This window comes from Candidatus Pelagibacter sp. uisw_098, from assembly GCF_059512505.1.
In genome coordinates, this window is sequence record NZ_CM183454.1 from 762,020 (window position 1) to 786,602 (window position 24,583).

Below are 24,583 nucleotides of genomic sequence, written 5' to 3' on the forward strand. Positions count from 1 at the left end.
TTATTCAGCTGAAAAATAAATATCTTGATAATAAGATATAGCCTTTAATTTAGAGTTATCAGTATCAGTCATTATAGCAATACCCGAAATTTCAGTAACATCAATTTTATGAAGTTTCATGAAATCTTTTTGCACATTTGCTTTAACGGTAACCCATGTATTTTTGTTATCTTTTGTTGTTGAGAGAACATAATCAATAGATTTTTTTGTATATGGGCTTGGCCAATTTTCTCCAACATCATTATTACTAGAAAAAACATAATTAATTGCTCTATTAGATAGTGGTGTGGAACCTGTTTTCTTTATCACAAAAACTCTAGCGGCATAATCGTGCCCTTTTTTACTAGTTTCTATAATGCCAGATAAATCTTTCTCAACTTTCCATGTAATATTAATAAAAGGAGTTTTATTTAGGTCAATTTTAATTTCTTTTCCTAGACCTGACCCAACACCTTCGGCTTCCGCTCTTATAAAATTGCCATTTTCATTAGATCCAAGCGTCCAGCTGGTCTCTCCTTTAACTTTTTTAACTTTTAATGTGTTTAACTCATCGTTAGTAAAATCAAAAACATTAACTTTTTCAGCTAACAGAGGTTTCATTATTAAAAATAAACATCCAAATAATATTAAAAAAAATTTCATCAAGTTGAGGGTATATCTAAATTAAATTTTAAAACAATATTTGAACACACTTTAAGCAATAAATTATCAATATTGGATAGTAGATATATATAATGAAATTAATTTCTGTATTTATTTTGTTGATATATTGGTCCATAATTCTATTGGCACCAGTTATTTCTAAAGAAAGTAAGTCTCTTAATGCAGAATCTAAAGTGTTAGTTAATAAGTAGATCGACCACCACTAATGTCAAAAACAGCTGCTGTTGAAAATGAATTTTCCTCTGACGCTAGCCAGCAAATTAATGAAGTAAATTCTTCAATTTCTAAAAATCTACCTCTAGGTACCTTAGAGAGCATTCTAGCAACATGTTCTTTTGACATTTGATCAAGAATTCTTGTTTTTGCACCAGCTGGTGTAACTGCGTTTACAGCTATGTTTTTATCAGCTAGTTCTTTACCTAGAGATTTAGTTAAACCAATTGCCCCTGCTTTGGCTGCGCTATAAGCGCTAGCATTAGCATTTCCATCTTTGCCAGCTACAGACGCAACATTAATAATTCTACCATAATTATTTTTAATCATATTAGGAACAACACACTTGCAGCAATTAAAAGTACCCATTAAATTTATCTGTACTATTTTATTCCATTCATCCACATCATAGTCCCATAGAGAAGATGTGGAACCTGTAATACCTGCATTATTAATTAAAATATCAATGTTCGTAGATTTTGTTATTTCATCAACGGTTTCTTTAACATTTTTATAATCAGAAACATCAACAACGTTATAAGACAGATTTGGATTGTTTAACTCTTGAGTTGCTCTTTTAAGTTCATTTTCATCTATATCCCAAATAATAGTTTTTACTCCTGAGTTTAAAAATCTTTTTGCAATATCAAGACCAAGACCTTGAGCCCCTCCAGTGATAATTGCAGTTCTATTATCTAAATCAAACTGATGCATAAGTTTATTTACTAGTTAAAAGATAATAAGTTAAAGACGAAATAAAGGCACCAATAATCCAAGAATAAGAATGGAAATTCATTAAACTTTCATTCCAGATAGTTGAAGCTGCAAAAATAAATCCTAAAACAAGTGAGTAGATCGCTTTTAAATGCCATCCATTAGAATAAAAGTACAACCCCTTCTCATCTAAAGAAAAAATCTCATTATTATTTAAGTTTGTTTTTTTTAATAAATAATAATCAACAATCATAATACCAAATAATGGACCAAAAAAAGAACCAAGAGTATCTACAAATGCTAATATTCCAATCTGACTTAATAATGGCAACCAAAATATACCAACAATAAAACCAATAATAGTAATAACAATAGCAGATTTTTTTAAATTAAGTGTTTGAGGAAAAAAATTCAGCAGTGAGTTTTGAGCAGGGATATAATTTGCTATTAAATTTGTTGATGCAGATGCAAAAACTATAAAAAATAACACAATCACAGTTAACTCAGTGTTGTCAATTTTCCCAATAATATCTGTAGGGTTTGTTAAAATTCTTTCCATGAGTTCTAAATTTTTGTTAAGGAAAATATCCGACCCAATTACTATAAAAACTGCAAAAAAAGAAAAGATTACCAAATTTAGTATTAAGCTTAGGTTTCCTTTTTTTAATTCACTCTCATTTTTTACATATCTGCTAAAGTCACCATAATTAACTATAACTACTGAAAAATAAGCAAATAAAGTTCCTACTACTGTAATCAATGGCGCAATATTATTACTATTCAAAACTTTTTGTATTGAAAAAATATCAACAAATGCAGCAGAAGTAACTTTAACATCGTAAAGTAAGACTGTTAAAAAAAATATAAGCATTCCTGAATAAACAGTAATTGCAGAAACTTTTATTATAGATCTATTAAACTGATGACTTTTACTAAATAAAAAAGCCTGTAATAAAATTGCAAAAATAAATGCTATCCAGTCAATTAAATTTAAACCAAAAACAAATACTAAAAATATATCCTGATCCAAGAATGAATTTTCAATAGAGTATAATGTTATTCTAATTAAGTAGCTAAAGAGTTTTGATAAAAAATATGTTTGAATTCCAAACATGAAAATTCCAACCATTCCTCTTAAAAGGGCAAAATATTTAGCTCCTTTTACACCAATTGAACTTCTTAGAATTACTGGAAAAGGAAGTCCATATTTTTGAGATGGTTTACCGATTAAATTTGCAAAAAAATAAACAAATATTGAGGCAATTAAACTTCCAGCCAAAACTACAAAAACATTTAATTCATAAACTAAATAAAGTGAGGCAATTAAAGAAAAAGCAATCAAACTTTGGATATTGTTTGCCCAAAAATAAAACAAGTCTCTCCAATTCCAATTTTTATCGTTTGGATTAACCGCAACTAGCTCCCAATTAATTAGGGTATTTTTTGATTTGATCTGATTCACTAAAACTATAATAAACTAATAAGTTCTACTGTCCATATAGATAGGCTGGAAGCCACAAAGCAATCTGTGGAAATACTATGATTAAAATTAAACCGATAACTTGAATAACCATAAACTGCATCATTCCATGATAAATATCTTTAAGATCCCATTCTGGAACCACACCTTTTAAAAAATAAGCTGATAGAGCAACAGGTGGTGAGAGCCAGGCGGTCTGGAGATTTACAGCAACAAGGATTGCAAACCAAGTTAAATTAAACCCAAGTGCTTCAACTAATGGCAATATAATTGGCACTATAATCATAACAATTGGTACCCACTCTAAAGGCCACCCTAAAAGAAAAATCATAACCATAATCATTCCAAGAATTAAATATCTATTCATCTCTAAGCCAAGCAAGAAATCAGTTAAAAGCATTGGTGTACCTAGTCTTGAAAATACCGCACCAAAAAAGTTTGATGCTGCAACTAAAACCATTATTAATGCAGAAATTTCTAAAGTTTTAACTAAAGCTTCTTGTAAACGTCCAAATGTTAATTTTCTATAAGCTATAGCTAGTAATAAAGATCCCATTGCACCACAACCAGCTGCCTCTGTTGGAGTAGCAAAACCAAACAAGATACTTCCAAGTGAAGCAAAAACTAAGGCTGCTGGTGGAACTAAACCAATAAAAAATTCTTTCCAGACAGCTAACATACTAGTGGCTCTTAACTCAACTGGCAGTACTGGTCCTAAACTTGGATCAATCCAACATCTAATAGTTGTATAAGCAGCATAAAGTGTCGCTAGTAATATTCCTGGAATAATTGCTGCAGCAAATAAGTCTGTGACAGGTATCTCCATGATAGGTCCCATTACAACAAGCATAATACTTGGTGGAATTAAAATACCTAAGGTTCCACCAGCAGTAATTGTTCCAGCTGCTAAACGAACATTGTAACCTGATTTGTTCATAGATTTAGCCGCCATAATTCCTAAAATTGTTACAGATGCTCCAACAATTCCTGTTGCTGCTGCAAAAATAACTGAAACAAATAATACAGCGTAATATAAAGAGCCTCTTACTTTAGCTAACATTAATTGAAATGCTGAAAATAATCTCTCCATTAAACCAGCTTGTTCCATCATAATCCCCATAAAGACGAAGAGAGGAACTGCTGCAAGAGTTTGTTCGGTCATGACCATTGAGAATTGTAGGGTCATTAAATAAAATACTAATTTGCCAAATCCTAGATATCCAAAAGAAAAACCTAAAAATATTAAAGTAAATGAAATTGGAAAACCTACAAATATAGAAAACAGCATTACACCAATAAGGATAAATCCTAAAATAGCTGGATCCATGAATTCAGCTAACATTATTCTTCTCCCCCTGGCCACACACCTTTAGTAGCCGCCCAATAACTCTTAAATAATTCTGAAACTCCCTGAATAAGCAAAAATACTATTCCTAACCATAAAGAAGATTTTATGGGCCACATGTACGGCATCCAAGCAGTGTCCATGCCTCTTTCACCTCTCATAATTGATTCCTGAACAAAGCCAGTAGTCATATATAAAAAGACAATTAAACCCGGAAAATAAAATAATAAGTATAACCAAAAGTCTACTCTACCTTGGGTTTTAGTCTTAAAATTTCTATATAAAAAATCTGCTCTTATATGAACTCCTTTTGATAAAGCATAACCAGCGCCTAGCATAAATAACGCGCCATAAAAAAATCTACTCATATCGTACACCCACATTGTTGGGGCATTAAAAAGTTTTCTAGCCAAAACCTCATACACCATTGCAAATATCAGGGGTATGATAATCCAACAAACCACGTTGCCTACACACTTGTTGGCAAAATCAATTTTTGTAATAGTTAATGCCATCCATTTAGGCATGTCTTTGGGCATTGGACCTGAACCACCTCTTCTTTCAGCAATCATTTCATCTGAAATATCAAGCTTCATAGGGTTGATTTCTTCTTTTGGTTTTTTGGAGTCGTGGTTTCTTGGCATAAATAAATTCTCTAAAAAAAAGAAGCGAGCCGTTAAGCCCGCTTCAATTATAATTATTTTTTATCTAAGTACTACTTTAATGTTGCTGCGTGAGCCATTCCTAGCTTAGCATTAGACATTTGAGATCCAGACCAAAATGGTACAGCGATATCGGCAAAGTCTTTTTGAGACTGCCAAACTTTAGCAAAGAACGGATTCTTAGCTGAGTTTTTTTCTAAAGCTGCTTTTGCTGCAGCCATATACGCTGGGAAGTAGTCAGCTGGTGTATCATGTAAAATAACACCATGCTTCGTAGTTAGCTCATGTAGAGCTTTTCCATTTTCGTATATTCTGTAACTCATAGATTTTGATAAAGATGCATTTGCAGCAACTTCTAAAGCTTTTTTCTCTAAAGCAGACATCTTTTTGTACTTAGAGCCTGTAATATAGAAGTCAGCATTTACTACTACTTGGTGAAGACCTTGTAGGTAGTAATGTTTTAGAACTTTCTGGAAGCCAAATGTCATATCCGGCTTAGGACAACACCATTCAGCAGCATCAATTGTTCCTGCTTCAAGAGCTGGTAAAATATCTCCACCACCCATTGCAACAGAAGCTACACCAATGTCTTTATAAGTTTGGCCAGGAATTCCCGGAGGAGTTCTGAACTTGTACTTTCTAAAGTCAGCCATGCTATTAATTGGCTCTTTGAACCAACCTAGAGCTTCAGGGCCTACTGGTTGTAACATAAATCCTTTGATGTCTCTTCCCATCTCAGACCATAGTTGGTCGTAAAGTTCTTTACCACCACCATATTGGAACCAAGATAAAAAAGCGATGTTATCGATACCAACACCTGCACCTGCTACTGGCGAACCAAATAACATAGCTGCTGGGTGATCGCCTGACCAATAGTGAGTCCAAGCAAAACCACAATCGATTAATCCTTTATCAACTGCATCTAAAGTTTCTTTTACACCTACTACTGATCCAGCTGGCATAATTTCGAACTTAAGTGATCCACCCGTTAGTTCAGTAACTGTATCAGTGAAGTCTTTCAACATCACCACTTCATCAGCTTTTGCACTAATTACGGTTTGACACTTAAGAGTTTGCGCAGATGCACCTGTTACTGTCATTACAGTAAGTAGAAGCGATCCAACAAACAAAGATATGATTTTTTTCATATTTATTTTCCCTCTCGTTGTGTTTTTTATAAAAGAGGAACTCTCTCAAAAAAATAAATCTAAAACAAGAGCTAATATTACTATTAACAACCTAAAATTACCGTGAACACTAGTATTTTTGATTTTACAAACTATAAACTCATTATTCGAATGGATAATTTTGATTATATAATTATTGGTGCTGGGTCAGCTGGCTGTGTTTTAGCTAATAGACTTTCAGAAAATCCAAATAACAAAGTACTTTTAATTGAAGCTGGTGGAAACGATTCCTACCCATGGATTCATATTCCAGTTGGGTATTATAAAACAATGCATAATCCAAAAACGGATTGGTGTTATAAAACAGAGCCCGATGAAACGATGGAAAACAGATCTATACCCTACCCTAGAGGAAAAACTCTTGGTGGAAGCTCCTCTATAAACGGACTACTTTATATAAGAGGGCAAGAACAAGATTATGATATTTGGAGGCAATTGGGAAATAAGGGTTGGAGCTGGAATGATGTTTTGCCTTATTTTTTAAAAGCTGAAAATCAAGAGCGAGGCCAAAGTCAATTTCATGGTGTTGGTGGACCATTATCTGTTTCAGACCAAAGAATAAAATTACCTATATTAGATGCTTTCATGAATGCAGCTCAAGAAATTGGCATTCCTAAAGTGAATGATTTTAACAAGGGTGATAATTTTGGATGTGGTTACTTTCAAGTAACAGAACAGAATGGCTTAAGATGTAGCACAGCTGTAGGGTATTTAAATCCAATTAAGAATAGAAAAAATTTAAAGACTGAAACAAAGTGTCATGTTGAAAAGGTAAACTTTGAAAATAAAAAAGCTGTCAGTGTTTCTTACTGGAAAAATAATCAATCTTTAACAACTAAAGCAAACAAGGAAATAATTTTAAGTGCTGGTTCAATTGGTTCTGCACAAATTCTTCAAACTTCTGGTATTGGTAATGGTGAAAAATTATCTAAACTTGGAATTGATGTTGTAAAAAACTCTATTGGTGTAGGTAAGAACTTACAAGACCATTTAATGTTTAGACCTGTTTATAAAGTTAAAAATATTAAAACTTTGAATAAAAAGATTAACAGTCTAATTGGTAAATTAATGATTGGAATGGAATATGTTTTTTTAAGAAGTGGTCCAATGACTATGGGTGCTAGTCAACTTTGTGGATTTGCAAAAAGTGACTCATCTAAAGAAACTCCTAATTTACAATTTCACGTTCAACCAATTAGTACAGATAAATTGGGTGGTTCAAATTTACATGATTTTGCTGCATTCACCCCTACTGTTGCAAACATCAGACCGACGAGTAAAGGTGAAATTAATATTATAAGTAAAGACAGTAGAGAAAATCCAAAGATTAAGATGAATTATCTTTCAAGTGATGAGGATCGGATAGTAGCTGCTAAAGGTTTAAGATTAATTAGAAAAATTGTTTTAGAAAGCAATGAATTTAAACAATATGAACCTGAAGAATTTAGACCTGGTGCCAATATTCAAGATGACGAAGAGCTAGTGAAAGCTGCAAGTAATTACGCACAAACAATATTTCATCCAGTAGGAACTTGTAAAATGGGTCAAGACGATATGGCTGTTGTTGATGACCAATTAAAAGTTCATGGTATAAAAAATTTAAGAGTGATTGATGCCTCTATAATGCCCAATATCACCTCTGGTAATACTAATGCACCCACAATAATGATTGCAGAAAAAGGTGCTGATATGATACTAAGCAGTTAATGTTTGCAGAATTATTTGGACCTGAACAACTGGTAATCTTAGGTCAAATTATATTTATAGATTTAGTATTAGCTGGAGATAATGCGATTATTATTGGAATGGTTGCTTCTAAATTTCCTGCTGAACAAAGAAAAAAAGTAATTTTTTGGGGAATAGGTGGTGCAGTAATTTTAAGAATTATCTTAACCATGTTAACTGCCTATTTATTACAAATAACAGGATTAAGATTGATAGGTGGATTGCTTCTTCTTTATATAGTCTACAAACTCTACACAGATGTAATCAAAGGTCAGTCAGGTGATGAAGATATTAAAGTAGATAACTCAAGTTTCATGAAAGCTATATGGACAGTTTTACTTGCTGATTTTACAATGAGTTTGGATAATGTTTTAGGTGTAGCTGGTGCAGCTGGTGATCACTATGTATTATTAATATTTGGTCTAGCTTTATCAATAATTCTTATGGCAACAGCTGCTACTGTAATATCAAAATGGATTAATGAGTATAAATGGATAGCTTGGATTGGCTTGATTGCTATACTAGTTGTTGCAATCGAATTGATCTATACTGATTTAAAATTATTTATTTAAATGTACTTACAAAAAATAAATCTTAAAAACAAATATGCATTAGTTACAGGTGCAGGCAAAGGATTAGGAAGAGCCTGCTCTATTGCTCTTGCTGAAGCTGGAGCTACAATTATTGCATTAAGCAGAACTCAATCAGATCTTGATAAACTTGAAAAAGAAATAAAAAAGATAAAAGGTAAAGTTATCAAAGTTAATTGTGACGTAATGAATTACAAAGATTTAAAAGAAAATCTAGATAAAATTAAAATCATAGATATTTTAGTTAATAATGCCGGTACAAATATCCCAGAACCTTTTGAAAAAATTAAGCAAGAAAGCATGAACTACTTGGTAGATTTAAACCTTAAAGCAGCTTTTAATGTTGCTCAATTAGTTGTTAAAAAAATGTTAAAGAATAAAAAAAGAGGCGGATCAATTATTAATATGTCCTCTCAACTTGGTCATGTGGGAATGGCTGGTAGAAATGTTTATAATATGACAAAATTTGGTATTGAAGGATTAACCAAAGGGATGGGTGTTGAGCTTGCAAAAAACAATATTAGAGTAAATACAGTAGCCCCTACTTTTGTCGCAACACCAATGGTTAAAAAATTTTTTAAGAACAAAGAATTTAAAAAACTAGCTTTAGGCAACATACCCATGGGAAAATTAGCAACAGAAAGTGATGTTGCAACAAGTGTTTGTTTTTTAGCTTCTTCAGCATCATCAATGGTTACGGCCACTTCAATCTTGGTAGACGGTGGATGGACTGCAAAGTAATTTATAGATTTCTTTTATCATTATTAATTTTTTCAACATCGCAGGTTAATGCTGTTGAGTTTCAGGGAAAATTTATACAAGGGCACTATATTCTAGGAAAAACAAATCCAAATGCAAAAATTATTATAGACAAAAAAGAAGTAAAAATATCAAAAGATGGTTTTTTTGTTTTTGGAATTGATAGAGATAGAAAGTTTGATTTAACTTTTACTAAAATATTAGATGGAAAAAAATCAGTAATTACAAAAACAGTTTTAAAAAGAAAGTACAACGTTCAAAGAATTGATGGTCTTGAAGAAAGTAAAGTGACCCCTCCCGAATCTGTTTATAAAAGAATTAAAAAAGAAAATAATGCAATTGGTGAGGCAAGAGCAATAAATTCTAATTTAAATTTTTTTAAAGATAAATTTATAATGCCTGTTGAAGGAATTATTAGTGGCGTCTATGGCAGTCAAAGAATTTTAAATGGCAAGGCAAAATGGCCTCACTACGGTATAGATATAGCAGCAAAACAAGGAACTATAATAAAATCTTCTGGAGCTGGAGTTGTTACAATGGCCAAAGATGATTTATACTATACAGGTGGTACCATCATTATGGATCATGGTCATGGTATTTCAACAATATATTCTCACCTTGAAAATATTTTAGTCTCAGTTGGGGACAAAATTAACCAAGGAGATATTATAGGAACTGTCGGTTCTACCGGAAGGTCTACTGGACCCCATTTAGATTTTAGAGTTAATTGGTTTCAAACAAGACTTGATCCCATGTCGGTATTGAAATAAAAAAGTTGGATGAATAAAAACTTAAAAAATAAAATCTCAGACAGACTTGTGAATGCATTTTTAAAAAATAAAATAATCTCACCACTGCCTCAAAAAATTACAAAAAAACTTACTGATGCTGATGAATTTAGAAAATTATGTGAAAGTAAAATTAAAGAACCTATTATTGGATTTAAGGCTGGTGGAACAGGAATTCCTGTAATGAAAAAATTAAAAGAAAAAGAACCTTTTTACGCATCTATTTACAAAAGAAATTTTCTAAAAAGTGGAAAAAAGGTTAAAATTAACAAATTTACTTTAGGTATAGAGTTAGAAGTTTGTTATTTGATTAAAAAAAATTTCTTTCTATCAAAAGGTGTAATAACTATGAAAAATATTTCTAAATATATTTCTCATATGGCACCGTGTATTGAAGTTGTAGGTTATAGACAAAAAAAGAAAGGTGTTACATCTTTTGGTGATTTATCTAGTGATTTTGGTGCAAATGTAAAATTTTTAATTGGACAAAAGAAAAAGTATAAAAAAATTAATATTAATAACCTTAAAACGATTATTTCGAATAAGAAGATAAATCAGACTGTCTCAGGTAATACAGGAGCTGTTTATATTAGCCCTCTAAATTCACTTCGTTTTGTACTAAAGAAACTTAAAAAAGATAAAATAAATCTTAATAAAGATTTCTACGTATTTACCGGTTCAACAGTTGGCGTTGTTCCCATACTTGGAAAAGGATTGTATGCAGGTAAAATTGATAAGCTAGGTTCAGCAAAAGCTATCATCCATTAATGGGATTGCATTTTACATCAGAAGAATTTTCTAAAAGAAAACAAGATGTTTTAAAATCAATGAAAGAGCAAAATCTAGATGCTCTTTTAATGTTCAGACAAGAGTCTATGTATTGGCTTACTGGCTATGATACTTTTGGATATGTTTTTTTTCAAACCTTAATCTTGGATCAAGAAGGTAATGTTATTCTGTTAACTCGTGCTCCTGACTTAAGACAAGCACAAAATACATCAAACATTAAAGATATTAGAATTTGGATTGATCAAGATGGAATAAATCCAACAGATGATCTTAAACAGATATTAAACGAACTTAATTTAAAAGATAAAAATATTGGAATTGAATACGAAGCATACGGCATGACTGGACGTAACGCCTTAAGATTAAATAAATCTTTAGAGAATTATTGCAGTGTTGAAGATCAATCAGAACTAATAACAAAATTAAGAGTAATTAAATCTAATGAAGAATTGGTTTACGTTAAAAAAGCTGCTGAATTAGCAGATAGAGCTCTTGATGAAGCTTGGAAATATACAAAAGCAGGTGCTAGTGAAGCAAAAATTTTAGCAGAAATGCAAAAAGCAGTTCTTGAAGGTGGTGGAGATTATCCTGCTAATGAATATATCATTGGCTCAGGTGATAATGCTTTACTCTGTAGATATCAGTCAGAAAAAAGAAATTTGTCTAACACAGATCAATTAAGTTTAGAATGGGCTGGAACCTTTAAACATTATCATTCTGCAATGTTTAGAACTATCCCTATTGGAAAAGCAGATCCTAAACATATAAAAATGCATGAAGCTTGTGTTGAGGTTTTAAATAATTGTGTAAAAACTTTAATTCCAGGAAAAACTTCTGGAGATGTGTTTGATATTCACGCTAAAACTTTTGATGATCTTGGATACAATAAAGCGAGAATGAATGCTTGTGGTTATTCATTAGGTGCAACATTCTCTCCTAATTGGATGGACTGGCCAATGTTATATACAGGTAATCCTTATGTAATAACTCCTGGTAATGTCTTCTTTATGCACATGATATTAATGGATTCAGACAGCAATCTAGCGATGAATTTAGGGGAAACCTATTTAGTGACCGAGAATGGCAACGAAAGATTAGGTAAGCAAAAACTGGATTTAGTAGTCTTATAGGTCTCCATCATCAAGTCATCATCAAGTCTGAAATAAAATAGAGGTACCAGTCCAAATCTCAACTTTGAATGGAATTTAGACCCCCACCACCCTTTTTCTTAAATATGGTACCTAAAGTAATACCTATAGTCTTTGTTTTAGACGGTCATAGCCTATGAAAACAAATTCATATTAAAAAATATTATAAAAAATTTTTCAGAAAAAATTATTGGGAATTAAACTGGGACCTCGAAAAGGTTTGAGCAACTATCTTGAAGCCCCAGTAAAAGTTTCATTACTAAATGATAGTGTAAATATAAGGCTTAAAAAATATTTTACAAATACAAATAGCCCTTCAAGTTATGTCATTACCCATCAAGATATGACCATATTTATTAATTATAAAATTCTTATGAACTTACCAGAATTGATTCTTTTAGGATTTATTCCACTTTATTTATTTAGAAAATTAATAAAAATTTTAAAGAAACTTAGAAAAAATCAAATAAAATCTAACACTATTTCCTGGTCTTAAATTCATATTTAAAGGCTAAAAAATTTGATTTAATCTTTTTTAAAAAAAAAAGGATTGGAAAAAATAAAACAGCATAAGGTAATAATAAATAAATGAAAGGAATTGAACTTTCTGCACAAATCAAAATTGGTATCAAAATAGAAAAAAAAATAAAAAAAACTGTAAATAAAGAAATAGATACTAAAATAAATAATCTTTTTAAAAATAATAATTTTTTCAAATTAAAATCTAATAAGTTATTAAATATGTCACAAGATCTTATTATTATTTGTTTAAATAATTTTCTTAAAGTCATAGATCTTCAAGTTTTTTGTATTTATCATAAGCTTTCGACCATTCTTTTTTGCAATACCAATCAATCGCATACCCAATAACAAAACAAAAAAAAGCATACCTTGTAACAATTGTCTGACTCATTTGAAATGGAGCTATCATAATTGCTCCAAGAAAAGCTGACACAGCCCCAAAAGCAAAAGAGGGGTAAGAGTGATTTAGATTATATACGGGATGATCTAATCTATACTGTTTTTCCCATTCTTCTAATTTTTTTCTTTTCGTTTCTTTTTTTTTATTGCTCATTATTCAGATAAAAGTTTTTTCATTTAATTCATCGCACAGGTTTTTATTAGCGCAAAAAATACAATAAAAAATAACGAAACCATCCATATAGATAATGATTTTTCTTTCTTTGTATTTTCTTTTTTTAAATTATTTGGATTGTTGGTAATTTCAATTTTATCTTGGATTTTATTGGTAGATTTTTTTTTTACTATATTAGGTTTTCTAATCAATGGTTTTGCTCTTTCTACGCGTTCTTTTGTTGAAACAATTCTCTTTAAACCACCCATAACGTTATCAAAATTATATTCATTTATAATAGGTAAATTTTCAAAAGATTTTTTTATATTATTGTTATCTCCAATATCTTCATCTAAAGTTTTTTTTGCTAATGAATATGAACAGCTAAAAATTTCATAACATTCATTTTTTTTATTATTCTTTAAATAACTTCTATTTATTAAATATTTATTTAATTTTTTATGTGTGTGAAATTCAATTTTTCCTGCATCTTTACACATTACTTGAAAAAGAATTTTCCAGTCATTGATCTCTCCATAACCTTCATCATTTAACGATTCTTCTCTGTTGTTAATGTCGCTGGCAAAACCTACTTTAATAACTTCTTCCTTTTTAGAGCCTGCAATATAAATATATCCTTTTTCATAGTGTCTTTCTAAAAAAGCAATAGTTGCAGTATTACATTGAACACAATGTCCATTTCTAGTTCTCATGGAATGGGAAAATTTTGCACAAGGAGTTACACCAATTGCAATAATCTTGTCCGCCTCTTTCATTGATTTGTGATATTCGGTCTTTGATAAACCTGTGGCATCAAAGATTTTGTCCAAAGATATTTTTTGTGTTTCTAAAAATTTGAGCTGTTCTTTTGTTATATTCATTTATCCCACCAGTTTAAATGATACTTCATATTTCATAAACTTTATATTGGGTGCCACAGATAAGGCATCTCTTAAATTTTTATCATCTTCTAAGGCAATAATCAGCCCCTTAACATCTTTGTCACCAGCTAAATTATTTTTAATATGACCCATATATCTCTGTATTTGACCCATGACTATATCGCTAGCTCTACCCTTCTTTAATTCAATAACTAAAAATTCTTTTTGGTCTTTGCTAATTGCCAAAATATCTAAAGGGCCAGACCCAGTTGAATATTGAGTACAAAGTTTATTATTTTCTTTATGAATATTATAATCTTTATTCAACTCAATATTGGACCAATTTTTGATAATATAATCTTCGAGATGTTTCTCTAGTAGGAAAGAGGATTTTGGAGTTAAATTGTTTTCTAATGAAATATCTTTATCTACATTTGTTTGATTTAGAATAGGAATTATCTCTCCCGAATCTTCCACAGTTAATTTTAATTCTATTGTCTCAACTTCATTTTTATTTCCATCTAAGCATGGATGACCATCCTTAAAACTCACAACATTTCCAACACCTAAATAAGAGAATTGAGGATCTTTATTATCCCAACGTGCAAAAAAGTGTGGTGTCATTTCACCTGATAATAATTTTTGAAATGTTGGTTGATTTGAATGAGACTTTGGTTTTCCATACCAGACAATAACTTCTTTTGAATGATCATAATGATTATCAAAGTCATGCTCTGTTGTGCCTGGAACACCGATGTTCATAAAGATTATTAGATTGTCTTCAACACGCACATACCCTGTATCCCAATCATCTCCAGCTGGTCTACCTTTATCAGGAAAACAAACCCACCCGATATCTTTTCTGGAATATTTTGATCCTTTTTTGAATTCTAATTTCACTGATCAAAGACTACCAAACCCCTAATCAGGTGTCTAGGTGATGGAATTAACTAATATGCGTAAATAAAAAAGGTTTGTTCACAGTTGATAAAATTCTTTATACCAACTTACAAAATTTGTCACTCCCTCAATAACTGATGTTGAGGGTTTATAATTAAATTTTTCATTTAAAATTTTTGTATCAGCATAGGTGTCTGATACATCGCCTGGCTGCAAAGGTAAAAAATTTATTTTTGCCTTTTTATTTAAAATTTTTTCAAGTATGTCAATATAGTTCATTAGCTTTACGGGATTGTTATTTCCAATATTATAAATACGCCATGGGGCACTACTAGTTGCTGGATCGGGTTGATTGGCATTCCAATTAGAGTTAGTTGTTGATGGATTATCAAGAGTTTTAATTATGCCTTTTACAATATCATCAATATAAGTAAAATCTCTTGTATGTTTACCATTATTATAAACATCAATAGTTTTTTCTTCTAAGATTGCTTTAGTAAATTTAAAAAGAGCCATATCTGGTCTACCCCAAGGTCCATAAACTGTAAAAAACCTAAGACCTGTAGTTGGTAATTTGTAAAGATAACTATAAGTATGTGCCATAAGCTCATTACTTTTCTTAGATGCTGCATAAACTGATAAAGGATGATTTGCGCTATCATGTTCTGAAAAAGGTATTTTAGTATTAGCTCCATAAACACTTGAGGTGCTAGCATAAACTAAATGCTCAATGTTGTGGTAACGACAGTTTTCTAGAATGTGAGCAAACCCTACCACATTACTATTTATATAAGCTAGTGGATTTTCCATAGAGTAACGCACACCTGCCTGTGCCGCTAAATTAACTACACTTATTGGTTTATGAACTCTAAATAATTCGTCTAAATTTTTTTGTTCACTAATATCCATTCTATAATGTTTATAATTTGAATATTTTAAAAGTCTTTTAAGTCTTGCTTCTTTAATTTTAGGATCATAATAATTATTATGGTTATCAATACCTATTAACTTATCTCCTCGTTCTAACAATTTAATGCATAAAGATGAGCCAATAAATCCAGCAGAGCCAGTTACAACTATCATAATATTCTACTAAGATTACGAATTACATAGAATGCCTCAGCTGCCGCTACTCCTATTTTTTTTCCATTACTTTTTAATTGCGACTCAATATGTCCAAAACTATGTAAACTATGATTAAAATACTTTATTTTACTGTAAGAGTTATATGACTGTTTTCTTCTTTTAGATTTAAGATCCACTTCTTCATACCAATTATCTGCAGCTATACCTAAATTAGAAAATGACCAATCAATTGACCCTGGGGTTTTAAATCCAAAAATTGTAGAAATTTTTGACCCAACTATAGGTCTAGAAGCTATCATTACAGCTTTGTTAATAACTTTATGATCTATATTAAGTCCTGACTCTTCATGTGTCCAAATACGGTTTGGTTTATGTCTTTTTAAAATATTCTCAATATTTTTTACAAAGCTTAGTAAAGGTTCTTTATCAAACTGATTGTCTGGATATCTAAAAAAATATTTCACCTTAATTCCAAGAGCAGAACAAGAGTCTTCAAATGATTTTTCAAGATTTGTATACAATTCAGTGCTATTCTTTTTTTTTAATGATGGCTCTATTCTTGAGCTGATCCCATCGCCCATTACAACTATTCCAACTTTTTTACCACTCTTTACTAATTTTGTTATTACGCCTGAGGCTACCAATGCTTCTGTTCCTGGATGAGCAAAAATAAATAAATCATCTAAATTAAAAAATGTCTCCTTATAAATTTCTTTTAATAGATTTGTTATTCTTTCATTTCCTTTACCATCAATAAATGAATTTGCTCTATTTGCCATATTTCTCGAAATTTTTTGATTTTTATATAAATAATTAATTTTGTACTTTAAATCACCCCATCTAATACCATTTTCAGCGCAACCTATGTATTCAATTGTTTTCAAATCTGAAAACCATCTAGCAGAATTATCTTGATGTTTATAATGAGTGACAGCTATTACTGGCAGTCTTAGAGCCATTGACTCGAATGCAGTTGTTCCAAAAGCAGTAATTGCAATATCACTCTTTTGCATTGATTCAATTATTTTTTTAGCTCCAACATTTTTAAGAAAAGTAGATTTTTTTTTATGTTTTTTTAAAAATTTATTAATAGATTGAGTGTCAATATTTGAATTACTACCAATTAATATAATTACATGATTAATATGTCTACAATCTGCTATCTGTTCTAATGCTTTTTTAATCATATTTAATGGATCCGTACCGCCCATTGTTAAAAAAATAGTGCCTCTAAATAATTTATTATTTTTTGGCTGAGCCAAATAAAACTGTTTTCTTAGTGCTATAAACCTTGGAGACACATTTCCACTAACTTTAACATTAGATCCGTCTGGATAAATGTCTATAAAACTTCTGAATAAAGATGTTTCAAGTTTAGGTTTTCCAATATTAACGACTCTAATATTTAACATTTCCAATTTTTCTATTAATTTTGTAATAAATTTTCTATTAGCATCAAGCCATGGGTCATTCCATGCAATATCAATTACTACTAACCTAAATTTTTTAAAATCTTTAATTTTTAAGGGTATTTTTTTGAAACACTTTATTTTCGATTTATAATTTAAACCATTAAGAATTTCTTTAATTTCTAAATTTTTATTAGTCCAAATTTCACAATTAAACTTTTCTTTTAAGAGACTATGTTGTAATTGTAGAGATCTCATTAAATGGCCTGTTCCAATTTTTTCACTACATTTTGTAAGTATTAGGATTTTAGAACTACTTTTTTTATTCATAATAATTATTTATATAACAGTTTTATATTTGATAAAGAAATCTCAGCATTTTTTTTAGCATCCTCTGCATTAGATCCTGTTGTGACAACATAAAGTAACCTGTTTGTATTTGTGGGCTCTTCTAATTTAATTGGAAAAGTTAAATCTTTTAATATCACTAACTTAATTACATTTTTTAATTTGTTTACTTTTTCAATTCCATTAATATTATAAATAATCCCTTTCCTATGAAATAAATACTTATGGCAAATTGGTTTGGATTTGGAAAAATCTAATAGTTTTGAACCGAACTTTAATTTTAAACCCATTGACCATTTAACATGAGTTGAAATCATGTCAAAATTATATACTTTATTAGAAATTAATGGAGCTAGTGGAGCAGATCTTGATGCAATTTCTATAACTTTTGGGCCTGACTCAGTAAACATAATATCTCCTTTAGCGGGCCCCTCATTCAATCCGAGAGCTACGCAAGCTTTCTCAAAAACCTTTTTCACCTGTTTAACTTTTTGTTTGTCAAATTGTGGGTCAGCTACACTTCCATGTTCAATAATTTTTCCGTTAGAAATTATTTCTATATCTCTAATAGCAAAACAATAATAATTAAATTTTCCTTTATAAATAAAAGCTTCTATTGATATTTCAAAACCTTTAAGAAACTCTTCCACTAAATACTTTGGGCTATTCATGAGTGAAAAATCTTTCTTCACAGATTCAAGATCATTTTTTGATGAGATAACTCTAACACCTCTTGCACCTGATCCTTCTTCAGTTTTAACAACATATGGATAATTTTTTTTTAAAGATTTTAAATTATTAATTATTTCATAATTGGCGTATGGCACATCTTTTTTTTTAAATTTAACTGTTCTGTTAATTTTATTTGTTACATTCTTTGCTACTAATGAACTAATACTTTTTGTTTTAAATTTTTTGGCTATAAATGATCCTAGAATAGCAAGTTCTACTCCAGCAACCAAAACTCCCAAAACTTTATATTTTTGAGTAACTTTTTTTATAGCTTTTAAAACACTTAATGACTCTTCGTTTGGAGTAGAAATATTTAAAAAATAGTCAGCATATAATTTGGCAGCACAATTTATATTTTGATCTAATACTAAAGTAGAAATTTTATTTTTTTTACAATATTTAATGTAGGGAATCTGATGTACACCACCACCAAAAATAATTAATGGTGAAGTTTTAAATAGAACTTTATTTTTTTTCATTTATTAAATAATAAATTAACTATATTAGAACAATCAAATTTATACCTTTGCAGTTAGGATCTAAGCATTCCACCATTTACATTGATTGTTTGCCCAGTTATATAACTTGAATGGTTAGAGGCAAGAAATAATACTACTTCAGCTATTTCATTTGGAAATCCAAAACGACCAATGGGAATATCCTTAAGAATTGAATTCTTGTTATTATCTTTTATCCATGAAGTCATTTCCGTTGTTATGATGCCGGGAGAAATTGCATTAGATGTAATTCCTGAGCCACTGTAAATTCTTGCAAGTGACATTGTTAGACCAATAAGACCAGCTTTTGCTGATGCGTAATGCACTTGATTAACTCCCCCCCATTGCCCTCCTATAGAAGCTATATTAATAATTCTTCCCCATTTGTTTTTAATCATCCCAGGAATAGCTTCTTGTGAACATATAAATGCTCCTTGCAAATTAACACTTAGCATTTTGCTCCAGTCTTTATCTGAGATATCAAGAAATTTTTTTGGTTGAGAGATTCCAGCATTATTAATTAAAATATCTATATTTCCAATTTCATTAAAAACTTTTTTTATAGATTTTCTATCTGATAAATCACAATAAATTGCTATTGCTTCACTATTAGATTTTTTAATTTTATTTACAATTGCTTCAGCTTTCTTTTTATTACTTTTGTAACCTACAATCACATAATAATTTTCATTAGCTAGTCTTTCAACAATTGCTTTACCTATGCCTTGAGATCCACCAGTAATAAAAACTGTTTTATTCATAAGTAATATTAAATTGCAATGTTTGGTATCATCCTAATTGAAGGATCAATATTGACTATTATAACATCAATTTTATCGTCATTAAAAAAAATTTTCATATCATTTTCTAAATCACCTTTAGAATCTAATGGCTCTAAATCGCTTGAAATTAAGACTTTTTTTATAGGAAAATAAGGGATACCCGATTCTACTGTTACAGCTTTTCTTCTGCCAGAAAGCATTTTTTCAAGATGGTCAACTATTGTTCGATATCCTTGATTATCCCATAAAATAATTTTTACTTTTCCTTTCATGGCTCTTAAATTTGGAAGAGATGACAAAGCCGTTCTAAAACCACCATCCCCAATTATACATACAGATTGCCTATTATTTTCCTCTAATGCTGCACCAAGAGAAGCTGGTAAAGAATATCCCATTGGAGAATTTGCCCAAGATGAAAATATTCTTAATCCTCTATTTCGCTTCAACCCTAAGGCTGAGGAACAAACATTTTGGCCAGTATCAACAAAAATATCTGAATTTTCAGGCAAATTTTTATTAAGTGAGTCTATTAGCTGAAAAATTGAATAATTATTTTCAGTAGATAATGAATTGTCTGATGGACTTGGAATACTTTGAAACATTTTAATTGGTATCAAATTTGTTGATAATTCTTTTTTAAACACTTTATCTTTTTCATCAATATCAGGGATTGTATCATCAACATATTTTATAAAATCATAAATTAATCCAATAATAATTTTATCGATAGGACCTATTTTATGATTAATGAATTCGCTAGGATCAATAGTTAAAACAAACTTTCTAACTGATTGAAATTTTTTCTTACTCTCCTCTGTTAATAGAGGGAATGCTCTTTGAGGAATACGGGCACCAAGCACGAATAAATCTGAAGCCTCAATAAGACTTTTATTGGCTTCAGGATTACCAAATGGTCCAATCAAACCATCATAATATAAATTATCCTGTTTAATTGCATTGACAGCAGTAAAAGTTGAAATAATTTTTATTTTAAGTTTTTTTACAATGTTCTCGAATAATCCACTTGGTAACCATTGCATTCCGCCACCAATTAAAATTACCGGATTTTTAGCCTCAAGCATTTTTTTTAAAAGATATTCATAATCTTTTTTTGATGATAATGTATTATCTAAAAGCATTCCTTTGTTTAATGTCTCTTTAAAATCATAATAAATGTAATTTTCTAGATTTGGATTTTCCATAATTTGAGTTTGTGCGTCCATTGTTATGTCTAGGACCGCAGGTCCAGGTCTTCCTGTTAACATAAATTTAAATGCATCTCTTACAGCCGGTATAATTTGAGAACAATGGTCAACTTCTTTACAAGATTTGGTTAGATGATTTGTAGAACTCATAACATCAGTTTCTTGAAATCCATTTTGTAGACAAATATCAAAATTTGTTTTTTCAGGTGATTTTACTTGTCCAGATATAAATAAAACAGGAACCGAGTCAAACCAAGAGCCCGCAATACCAGTAATAGTATTTGTCAAACCAGGCCCAGAGGTAACAAGAACAACCGTAGGTTTTAAGGTGGCTCTTACATATCCTTCAGCAGCGTATGAAGCATCAAGTTCGTTGTCATAAGGTATTATTTTTATTCCTTTATCTGCTACTGAGTCAATTATCGCACTTATTGCGCCACCAGTAAAAACAAATGCAACTCTCACTCCAAAATTATACAGCTCATTAGCGAGAAAATCTGCACCAGTTTTCATATAAAATATTACGTTAAAATAATTTACTAAATTAGATAGTTTTGTTCTTAATATATGAAATTATAATTTTAACAAGGCCTTTTAAATCATCATAACCAACATTATAAAATTTATCACATAGGAATTTTCCTGGCGCTTTTTTATCTAAATCAACCCCAACTATTTTCCAGTCTAGTTTTTTTTTATAAAATTTAAATATGGTATTTGATCATGATTACAGCCCAAGAATAGTAAGCTATTTTTCATACATTGACCTTTAAAATTTTTTTTTCAAGCATTCGTTTTGTGCTGGCTGTAAAAACTTTATATTTACCATCTGTTTTAAATTTTTTTAGTCTTTTTGAAAAAGTTTTATAATATATTGCTGTAGGTTTTATTTTAAAATTCGTTTTATATTTAGCATTTCCAGTTGCCATCTCGACAGCAAATTTTAAATAATCAAACGAAAGTGCTTTTGGATAGAATCCTTCGATTAAACTATCGCCACCCATATCAAGATGTACTTCAATTAATTTTAAATTATTTTTAGAATCTGGACGAAGAGAAATTGATAAGGGTGAACGTTTAATATTGAATTTAGAAATAATTTTTTTAGCAATATTATTAGCTTGTTGTGACCAGTTGTTTATATTCGACTCATATGTTTTAAACCCCTTACCTGATATATTTCCATTTTTATCTATAATGTTAATTTCTTCTAACAAACAAATAGGGAATAATTGACCATTATTAACAAAACTTACAAATGATAGGTCTGGACCTTTAAGGAATTCCTCTACTAAAATCTTTTTATTAATAGTATTTTTAATCGCATATTTAATTGATGATTGTATTTTATTTTTTGAAAACACAACACTAATTCCACTTTTTCCTACTAAACTTAAAGCTGGCTTTATTACAGCTGGAAGTTTTACAATATTAATTGAATTACATTTATCTACATTATAGATCCTATATTTTATTGATGGGATATTTTTCTTATCTAAAGCTATTCGCATTTTATCTTTATTTACTAATTTTTTAGCAGATAAAACTGGTACTCCTGGAAGTTTAAAATGTTTACAAATTTTAGCAGTAGTGATCACTGGTGGTCCTGAACTTCTATTTAAAACACCTATTAATTTAAATTGATTTTTTAATTTATCTAACTCTTTGATAATTGTTTCTGCATTATAAGTACTTAGGCAAATTTTAAAATCTACATACTTAAAACCTGGTGCATATTTATTTTGATCAATTGCAATAACTATAAGTCCAAGGGATTTTGCTTTTATAATCACTGGTATTTGCGATTTTCCTGCAGCTACGCAAATTACTGCAAATTTATTTAAATTTTTAAAATTCATAAATCTTTTTACTTTAAAACTATTCATCTAAACTAGATAATTAAATAGTTCAATTATAATGATGTTATCAGAAGAGTCTCTAATCTTATCACATAACTTTTAAAATCTTATATTTTTACAAAATATAATTTTTTGATAAGAATTTATATTAATAAAGACGATATATTTTCTTTAATATATTAGTTAATAGACTTAGGAATTAGATGTTTTATTTTTAGATTATTATTTACAAATTTTATTTGATCATTTTCTTTATCAATAATCATTAATTTATCTCCTCTTTCTAACAATTTAATGCATAAAGATGAGCCAATAAATCCAGCAGAGCCAGTTACAACTATCATAATATTCTACTAAGATTACGAATTACATAGAATGCCTCAGCTGCCGCTACTCCTATTTTTTTTCCATTACTTTTTAATTGCGACTCAATATGTCCAAAACTATGTAAACTATGATTAAAATACTTTATTTTACTGTAAGAGTTATATGACTGTTTTCTTCTTTTAGATTTAAGATCCACTTCTTCATACCAATTATCTGCAGCTATACCTAAATTAGAAAATGACCAATCAATTGACCCTGGGGTTTTAAATCCAAAAATTGTAGAAATTTTTGACCCAACTATAGGTCTAGAAGCTATCATTACAGCCTTTGCGATAATATATTTAACAAAGAATGATATCTTTGGTTGTCCTTGCTTGCCCATATGTTGGCATTATAACAGTCAACGCATATATAACCAGTACGATTTTTTAGTGAGCCATTAGCCTTGATCCACTTACGTTGTTCACAATTCAAGCAATAGTCATGTGTAGGTGAAAGTATCTGGGCCGGAGGCTTATACATTATACAAGCACCACTGGATCACTTAACAAAATTAAATATTTTATCTACCACTTCTTCTGCATATTCTTTCTGCTGTTCCCTGGTTGATTTATTATATGAGGTATCAATCGTTGCTGCTTTAGTATGGCCCGATAACATTTGGACTTTCCAATGCTCTTTTAAATGTATCATACCTAAAGAAATGAAAGTTTTTTCATTTTTTCTTTAATCTATAATCCCTGCTAAATTTTTAGCAGCCTTTTTTTTGGATCCTACAGTTAATCCTTTGACATAGGCTGTCGCTATTCTTTCTGGATTTTTAATATTTCTTTTTTTAAATTTTTTTAATAAATCTTTGTAGTTAGGTTTTCTAGGCATTACTTCGGAGCTTTTTTTGTAATGGATTTTTCAAAATCCTCTGTCATCTCAGCAATCAGTGGTCGAAAGAAACTTGTAGCAATAATTATGAGTGCAGAAATTATTAGTAAGGCATCAAACTTAACTATATCTACAATAACTCTTGTAGTGCCTAAAATAACATGAACCAGCATTGTTAAAAACATTGCACCTAGCCATAAATATATTACTGAAAATTTATATGTTTTAGCTACTAATCCAGCACCTAACAAAGCACCTAGTATAAGAATAATAGGATCAGTTCCGATGGCTATTAAATCACCCAAAAATGAACCAATGAGAGCTATGTTAGTTAGGTAACCAACAGACAAAATTAAAATATTTGCAACTATGATTAGGTAGGAGAAGTATAATAAGACCATTAAATTTAAAAATTAATTAATAAAAATATTATAGCGATAGTTATTAACACAGCACTCACAATAATATAATTCAGCCTAATATTAAATTTTTTAAATACTATTTCAGTAATTTTTTCCCAGAATACTACAATGAAGAGCA

The 24,583-nt window shown here is 30.0% G+C and carries 26 protein-coding genes; 7 read left to right on the top strand and 19 right to left on the bottom strand.

The features are described from left to right. The 6 genes from AC5YF9_RS04155 to AC5YF9_RS04180 all read right to left on the bottom strand — a co-directional run bounded on the left by AC5YF9_RS04155 (position 1) and on the right by AC5YF9_RS04180 (position 6,225). Positions 1-642: a DUF3047 domain-containing protein gene (locus AC5YF9_RS04155; protein WP_415303446.1), complete on the bottom strand. Its 642-nt coding sequence runs from the start codon at positions 640-642 to the stop codon at positions 1-3. 201 nt (positions 643-843) lie between these two features. After that, a complete protein-coding gene (locus tag AC5YF9_RS04160; protein WP_415303447.1) occupies positions 844-1,590 on the bottom strand; it encodes an SDR family NAD(P)-dependent oxidoreductase in 747 nt (248 codons plus the stop codon). Between the two features lie 4 nt (positions 1,591-1,594). Next, positions 1,595-3,052 carry a cytosine permease gene (locus AC5YF9_RS04165; protein WP_415303448.1) on the bottom strand — a complete coding sequence of 486 codons (1,458 nt, stop codon included), beginning with the start codon at positions 3,050-3,052 and terminating at the stop codon, positions 1,595-1,597. Between the two features lie 25 nt (positions 3,053-3,077). Further along, positions 3,078-4,412: a TRAP transporter large permease gene (locus AC5YF9_RS04170; protein WP_415294381.1), complete on the bottom strand. Its 1,335-nt coding sequence runs from the start codon at positions 4,410-4,412 to the stop codon at positions 3,078-3,080. Beyond that, complete coding sequence (locus AC5YF9_RS04175; protein ID WP_415303449.1) at positions 4,412-5,059, bottom strand: TRAP transporter small permease subunit; 648 nt, start codon at positions 5,057-5,059, stop codon at positions 4,412-4,414. Before AC5YF9_RS04175 ends, AC5YF9_RS04170 begins: the two co-directional genes overlap by 1 nt. A gap of 71 nt (positions 5,060-5,130) precedes the next feature. Continuing rightward, the gene (locus AC5YF9_RS04180; protein WP_415303450.1) at positions 5,131-6,225 is read right to left on the bottom strand and encodes a TRAP transporter substrate-binding protein; all 1,095 of its coding nucleotides are present in this window, start codon (positions 6,223-6,225) and stop codon (positions 5,131-5,133) included. 150 nt (positions 6,226-6,375) lie between these two features. On the opposite strand from AC5YF9_RS04180, the gene AC5YF9_RS04185 reads away from it, so the two are divergent. The 7 genes from AC5YF9_RS04185 (at position 6,376) to AC5YF9_RS04215 (ending at position 12,559) form a co-directional block, all read left to right on the top strand. Continuing rightward, complete coding sequence (locus AC5YF9_RS04185; protein WP_415303451.1) at positions 6,376-7,971, top strand: GMC family oxidoreductase; 1,596 nt, start codon at positions 6,376-6,378, stop codon at positions 7,969-7,971. Next, positions 7,971-8,561, top strand: coding sequence for a TerC family protein (locus tag AC5YF9_RS04190; protein WP_415303452.1), 591 nt, complete (start codon positions 7,971-7,973; stop codon positions 8,559-8,561). Before AC5YF9_RS04185 ends, AC5YF9_RS04190 begins: the two co-directional genes overlap by 1 nt. After that, on the top strand, positions 8,562-9,320 hold the full coding sequence (locus AC5YF9_RS04195; RefSeq protein ID WP_415278935.1) for an SDR family NAD(P)-dependent oxidoreductase: 759 nt from the start codon (positions 8,562-8,564) through the stop codon (positions 9,318-9,320). Beyond that, a complete protein-coding gene (locus AC5YF9_RS04200; protein ID WP_415303453.1) occupies positions 9,305-10,108 on the top strand; it encodes a M23 family metallopeptidase in 804 nt (267 codons plus the stop codon). The genes AC5YF9_RS04195 and AC5YF9_RS04200 overlap by 16 nt, the downstream gene beginning before the upstream one ends. Positions 10,109-10,117: 9 nt before the next feature. Beyond that, on the top strand, positions 10,118-10,894 hold the full coding sequence (locus AC5YF9_RS04205) for a fumarylacetoacetate hydrolase (RefSeq protein ID WP_415303454.1): 777 nt from the start codon (positions 10,118-10,120) through the stop codon (positions 10,892-10,894). After that, positions 10,894-12,045 carry a M24 family metallopeptidase gene (locus AC5YF9_RS04210; RefSeq protein WP_415303455.1) on the top strand — a complete coding sequence of 384 codons (1,152 nt, stop codon included), beginning with the start codon at positions 10,894-10,896 and terminating at the stop codon, positions 12,043-12,045. The genes AC5YF9_RS04205 and AC5YF9_RS04210 overlap by 1 nt, the downstream gene beginning before the upstream one ends. Before the next feature lie 238 nt (positions 12,046-12,283). Next, positions 12,284-12,559, top strand: coding sequence for a hypothetical protein (locus AC5YF9_RS04215; RefSeq protein WP_415303456.1), 276 nt, complete (start codon positions 12,284-12,286; stop codon positions 12,557-12,559). Between the two features lie 291 nt (positions 12,560-12,850). Here the strand turns inward: AC5YF9_RS04215 and AC5YF9_RS04220 are convergent, their stop codons facing one another. From AC5YF9_RS04220 to AC5YF9_RS04280, 13 genes are all read right to left on the bottom strand, one after another. Continuing rightward, on the bottom strand, positions 12,851-13,138 hold the full coding sequence (locus tag AC5YF9_RS04220; RefSeq protein ID WP_415303457.1) for a hypothetical protein: 288 nt from the start codon (positions 13,136-13,138) through the stop codon (positions 12,851-12,853). Positions 13,139-13,161: 23 nt separating this feature from the next. Continuing rightward, on the bottom strand, positions 13,162-14,019 hold the full coding sequence (locus tag AC5YF9_RS04225; protein WP_415303458.1) for a GIY-YIG nuclease family protein: 858 nt from the start codon (positions 14,017-14,019) through the stop codon (positions 13,162-13,164). Next, entirely contained in the window at positions 14,020-14,919 is a 900-nt protein-coding gene (locus AC5YF9_RS04230) for a DUF3427 domain-containing protein (RefSeq protein WP_415303459.1), read from the bottom strand. It lies immediately after the preceding gene. A gap of 78 nt (positions 14,920-14,997) precedes the next feature. After that, complete coding sequence (locus tag AC5YF9_RS04235; protein ID WP_415304914.1) at positions 14,998-16,005, bottom strand: NAD-dependent epimerase; 1,008 nt, start codon at positions 16,003-16,005, stop codon at positions 14,998-15,000. After that, positions 15,999-17,744, bottom strand: a complete 1,746-nt coding sequence (locus AC5YF9_RS04240) for a PIG-L family deacetylase (protein WP_415303460.1) — start codon at positions 17,742-17,744, stop codon at positions 15,999-16,001. Before AC5YF9_RS04240 ends, AC5YF9_RS04235 begins: the two co-directional genes overlap by 7 nt. Positions 17,745-17,749: 5 nt before the next feature. Beyond that, positions 17,750-18,973, bottom strand: coding sequence for an ATP-grasp domain-containing protein (locus AC5YF9_RS04245; RefSeq protein ID WP_415303461.1), 1,224 nt, complete (start codon positions 18,971-18,973; stop codon positions 17,750-17,752). Positions 18,974-19,026: 53 nt separating this feature from the next. After that, positions 19,027-19,752, bottom strand: a complete 726-nt coding sequence (locus AC5YF9_RS04250) for a 3-oxoacyl-ACP reductase family protein (protein ID WP_415303462.1) — start codon at positions 19,750-19,752, stop codon at positions 19,027-19,029. A gap of 8 nt (positions 19,753-19,760) precedes the next feature. After that, positions 19,761-21,491 carry a thiamine pyrophosphate-binding protein gene (locus AC5YF9_RS04255; RefSeq protein WP_415303463.1) on the bottom strand — a complete coding sequence of 577 codons (1,731 nt, stop codon included), beginning with the start codon at positions 21,489-21,491 and terminating at the stop codon, positions 19,761-19,763. 242 nt (positions 21,492-21,733) lie between these two features. Next, positions 21,734-22,864 (bottom strand): ATP-grasp domain-containing protein, encoded by a 1,131-nt coding sequence (locus tag AC5YF9_RS04260; RefSeq protein WP_415303464.1) that lies wholly within the window; start codon positions 22,862-22,864, stop codon positions 21,734-21,736. Between the two features lie 152 nt (positions 22,865-23,016). Continuing rightward, positions 23,017-23,181 carry an NAD-dependent epimerase/dehydratase family protein gene (locus tag AC5YF9_RS04265; RefSeq protein ID WP_415303465.1) on the bottom strand — a complete coding sequence of 55 codons (165 nt, stop codon included), beginning with the start codon at positions 23,179-23,181 and terminating at the stop codon, positions 23,017-23,019. Then, on the bottom strand, positions 23,178-23,546 hold the full coding sequence (locus tag AC5YF9_RS04270; protein ID WP_415303466.1) for a hypothetical protein: 369 nt from the start codon (positions 23,544-23,546) through the stop codon (positions 23,178-23,180). Before AC5YF9_RS04270 ends, AC5YF9_RS04265 begins: the two co-directional genes overlap by 4 nt. A 344-nt stretch (positions 23,547-23,890) precedes the next feature. Then, positions 23,891-24,043 (bottom strand): hypothetical protein, encoded by a 153-nt coding sequence (locus tag AC5YF9_RS04275; RefSeq protein WP_271525710.1) that lies wholly within the window; start codon positions 24,041-24,043, stop codon positions 23,891-23,893. Continuing rightward, positions 24,043-24,444, bottom strand: a complete 402-nt coding sequence (locus tag AC5YF9_RS04280) for a hypothetical protein (RefSeq protein WP_415303467.1) — start codon at positions 24,442-24,444, stop codon at positions 24,043-24,045. The genes AC5YF9_RS04275 and AC5YF9_RS04280 overlap by 1 nt, the downstream gene beginning before the upstream one ends. Between the last annotated feature and the right edge of the window lie 139 nt (positions 24,445-24,583).

Excerpts from the sequence above, each read along its gene's own strand:
- AC5YF9_RS04250 (WP_415303462.1), bottom strand. The coding sequence starts at position 19,752 with ATGAATAAAACAGTTTTTATTACTGGTGGATCTCAAGGCATAGGTAAA.
- AC5YF9_RS04270 (WP_415303466.1), bottom strand. The coding sequence starts at position 23,546 with ATGGGCAAGCAAGGACAACCAAAGATATCATTCTTTGTTAAATATATT.
- AC5YF9_RS04280 (WP_415303467.1), bottom strand. The coding sequence starts at position 24,444 with ATGGTCTTATTATACTTCTCCTACCTAATCATAGTTGCAAATATTTTA.
- AC5YF9_RS04225 (WP_415303458.1), bottom strand. The coding sequence starts at position 14,019 with ATGAATATAACAAAAGAACAGCTCAAATTTTTAGAAACACAAAAAATA.
- AC5YF9_RS04265 (WP_415303465.1), bottom strand. The coding sequence starts at position 23,181 with ATGATAGTTGTAACTGGCTCTGCTGGATTTATTGGCTCATCTTTATGC.
- AC5YF9_RS04195 (WP_415278935.1), top strand. The coding sequence starts at position 8,562 with ATGTACTTACAAAAAATAAATCTTAAAAACAAATATGCATTAGTTACA.
- AC5YF9_RS04210 (WP_415303455.1), top strand. The coding sequence starts at position 10,894 with ATGGGATTGCATTTTACATCAGAAGAATTTTCTAAAAGAAAACAAGAT.
- AC5YF9_RS04255 (WP_415303463.1), bottom strand. The coding sequence starts at position 21,491 with ATGAAAACTGGTGCAGATTTTCTCGCTAATGAGCTGTATAATTTTGGA.
- AC5YF9_RS04240 (WP_415303460.1), bottom strand. The coding sequence starts at position 17,744 with ATGAATAAAAAAAGTAGTTCTAAAATCCTAATACTTACAAAATGTAGT.
- AC5YF9_RS04170 (WP_415294381.1), bottom strand. The coding sequence starts at position 4,412 with ATGTTAGCTGAATTCATGGATCCAGCTATTTTAGGATTTATCCTTATT.
- AC5YF9_RS04160 (WP_415303447.1), bottom strand. The coding sequence starts at position 1,590 with ATGCATCAGTTTGATTTAGATAATAGAACTGCAATTATCACTGGAGGG.
- AC5YF9_RS04200 (WP_415303453.1), top strand. The coding sequence starts at position 9,305 with ATGGACTGCAAAGTAATTTATAGATTTCTTTTATCATTATTAATTTTT.
- AC5YF9_RS04275 (WP_271525710.1), bottom strand. The coding sequence starts at position 24,043 with ATGCCTAGAAAACCTAACTACAAAGATTTATTAAAAAAATTTAAAAAA.
- AC5YF9_RS04190 (WP_415303452.1), top strand. The coding sequence starts at position 7,971 with ATGTTTGCAGAATTATTTGGACCTGAACAACTGGTAATCTTAGGTCAA.
- AC5YF9_RS04175 (WP_415303449.1), bottom strand. The coding sequence starts at position 5,059 with ATGCCAAGAAACCACGACTCCAAAAAACCAAAAGAAGAAATCAACCCT.
- AC5YF9_RS04220 (WP_415303457.1), bottom strand. The coding sequence starts at position 13,138 with ATGAGCAATAAAAAAAAAGAAACGAAAAGAAAAAAATTAGAAGAATGG.
- AC5YF9_RS04185 (WP_415303451.1), top strand. The coding sequence starts at position 6,376 with ATGGATAATTTTGATTATATAATTATTGGTGCTGGGTCAGCTGGCTGT.
- AC5YF9_RS04245 (WP_415303461.1), bottom strand. The coding sequence starts at position 18,973 with ATGAAAAAAAATAAAGTTCTATTTAAAACTTCACCATTAATTATTTTT.
- AC5YF9_RS04180 (WP_415303450.1), bottom strand. The coding sequence starts at position 6,225 with ATGAAAAAAATCATATCTTTGTTTGTTGGATCGCTTCTACTTACTGTA.
- AC5YF9_RS04260 (WP_415303464.1), bottom strand. The coding sequence starts at position 22,864 with ATGAATAGTTTTAAAGTAAAAAGATTTATGAATTTTAAAAATTTAAAT.
- AC5YF9_RS04155 (WP_415303446.1), bottom strand. The coding sequence starts at position 642 with ATGAAATTTTTTTTAATATTATTTGGATGTTTATTTTTAATAATGAAA.
- AC5YF9_RS04205 (WP_415303454.1), top strand. The coding sequence starts at position 10,118 with ATGAATAAAAACTTAAAAAATAAAATCTCAGACAGACTTGTGAATGCA.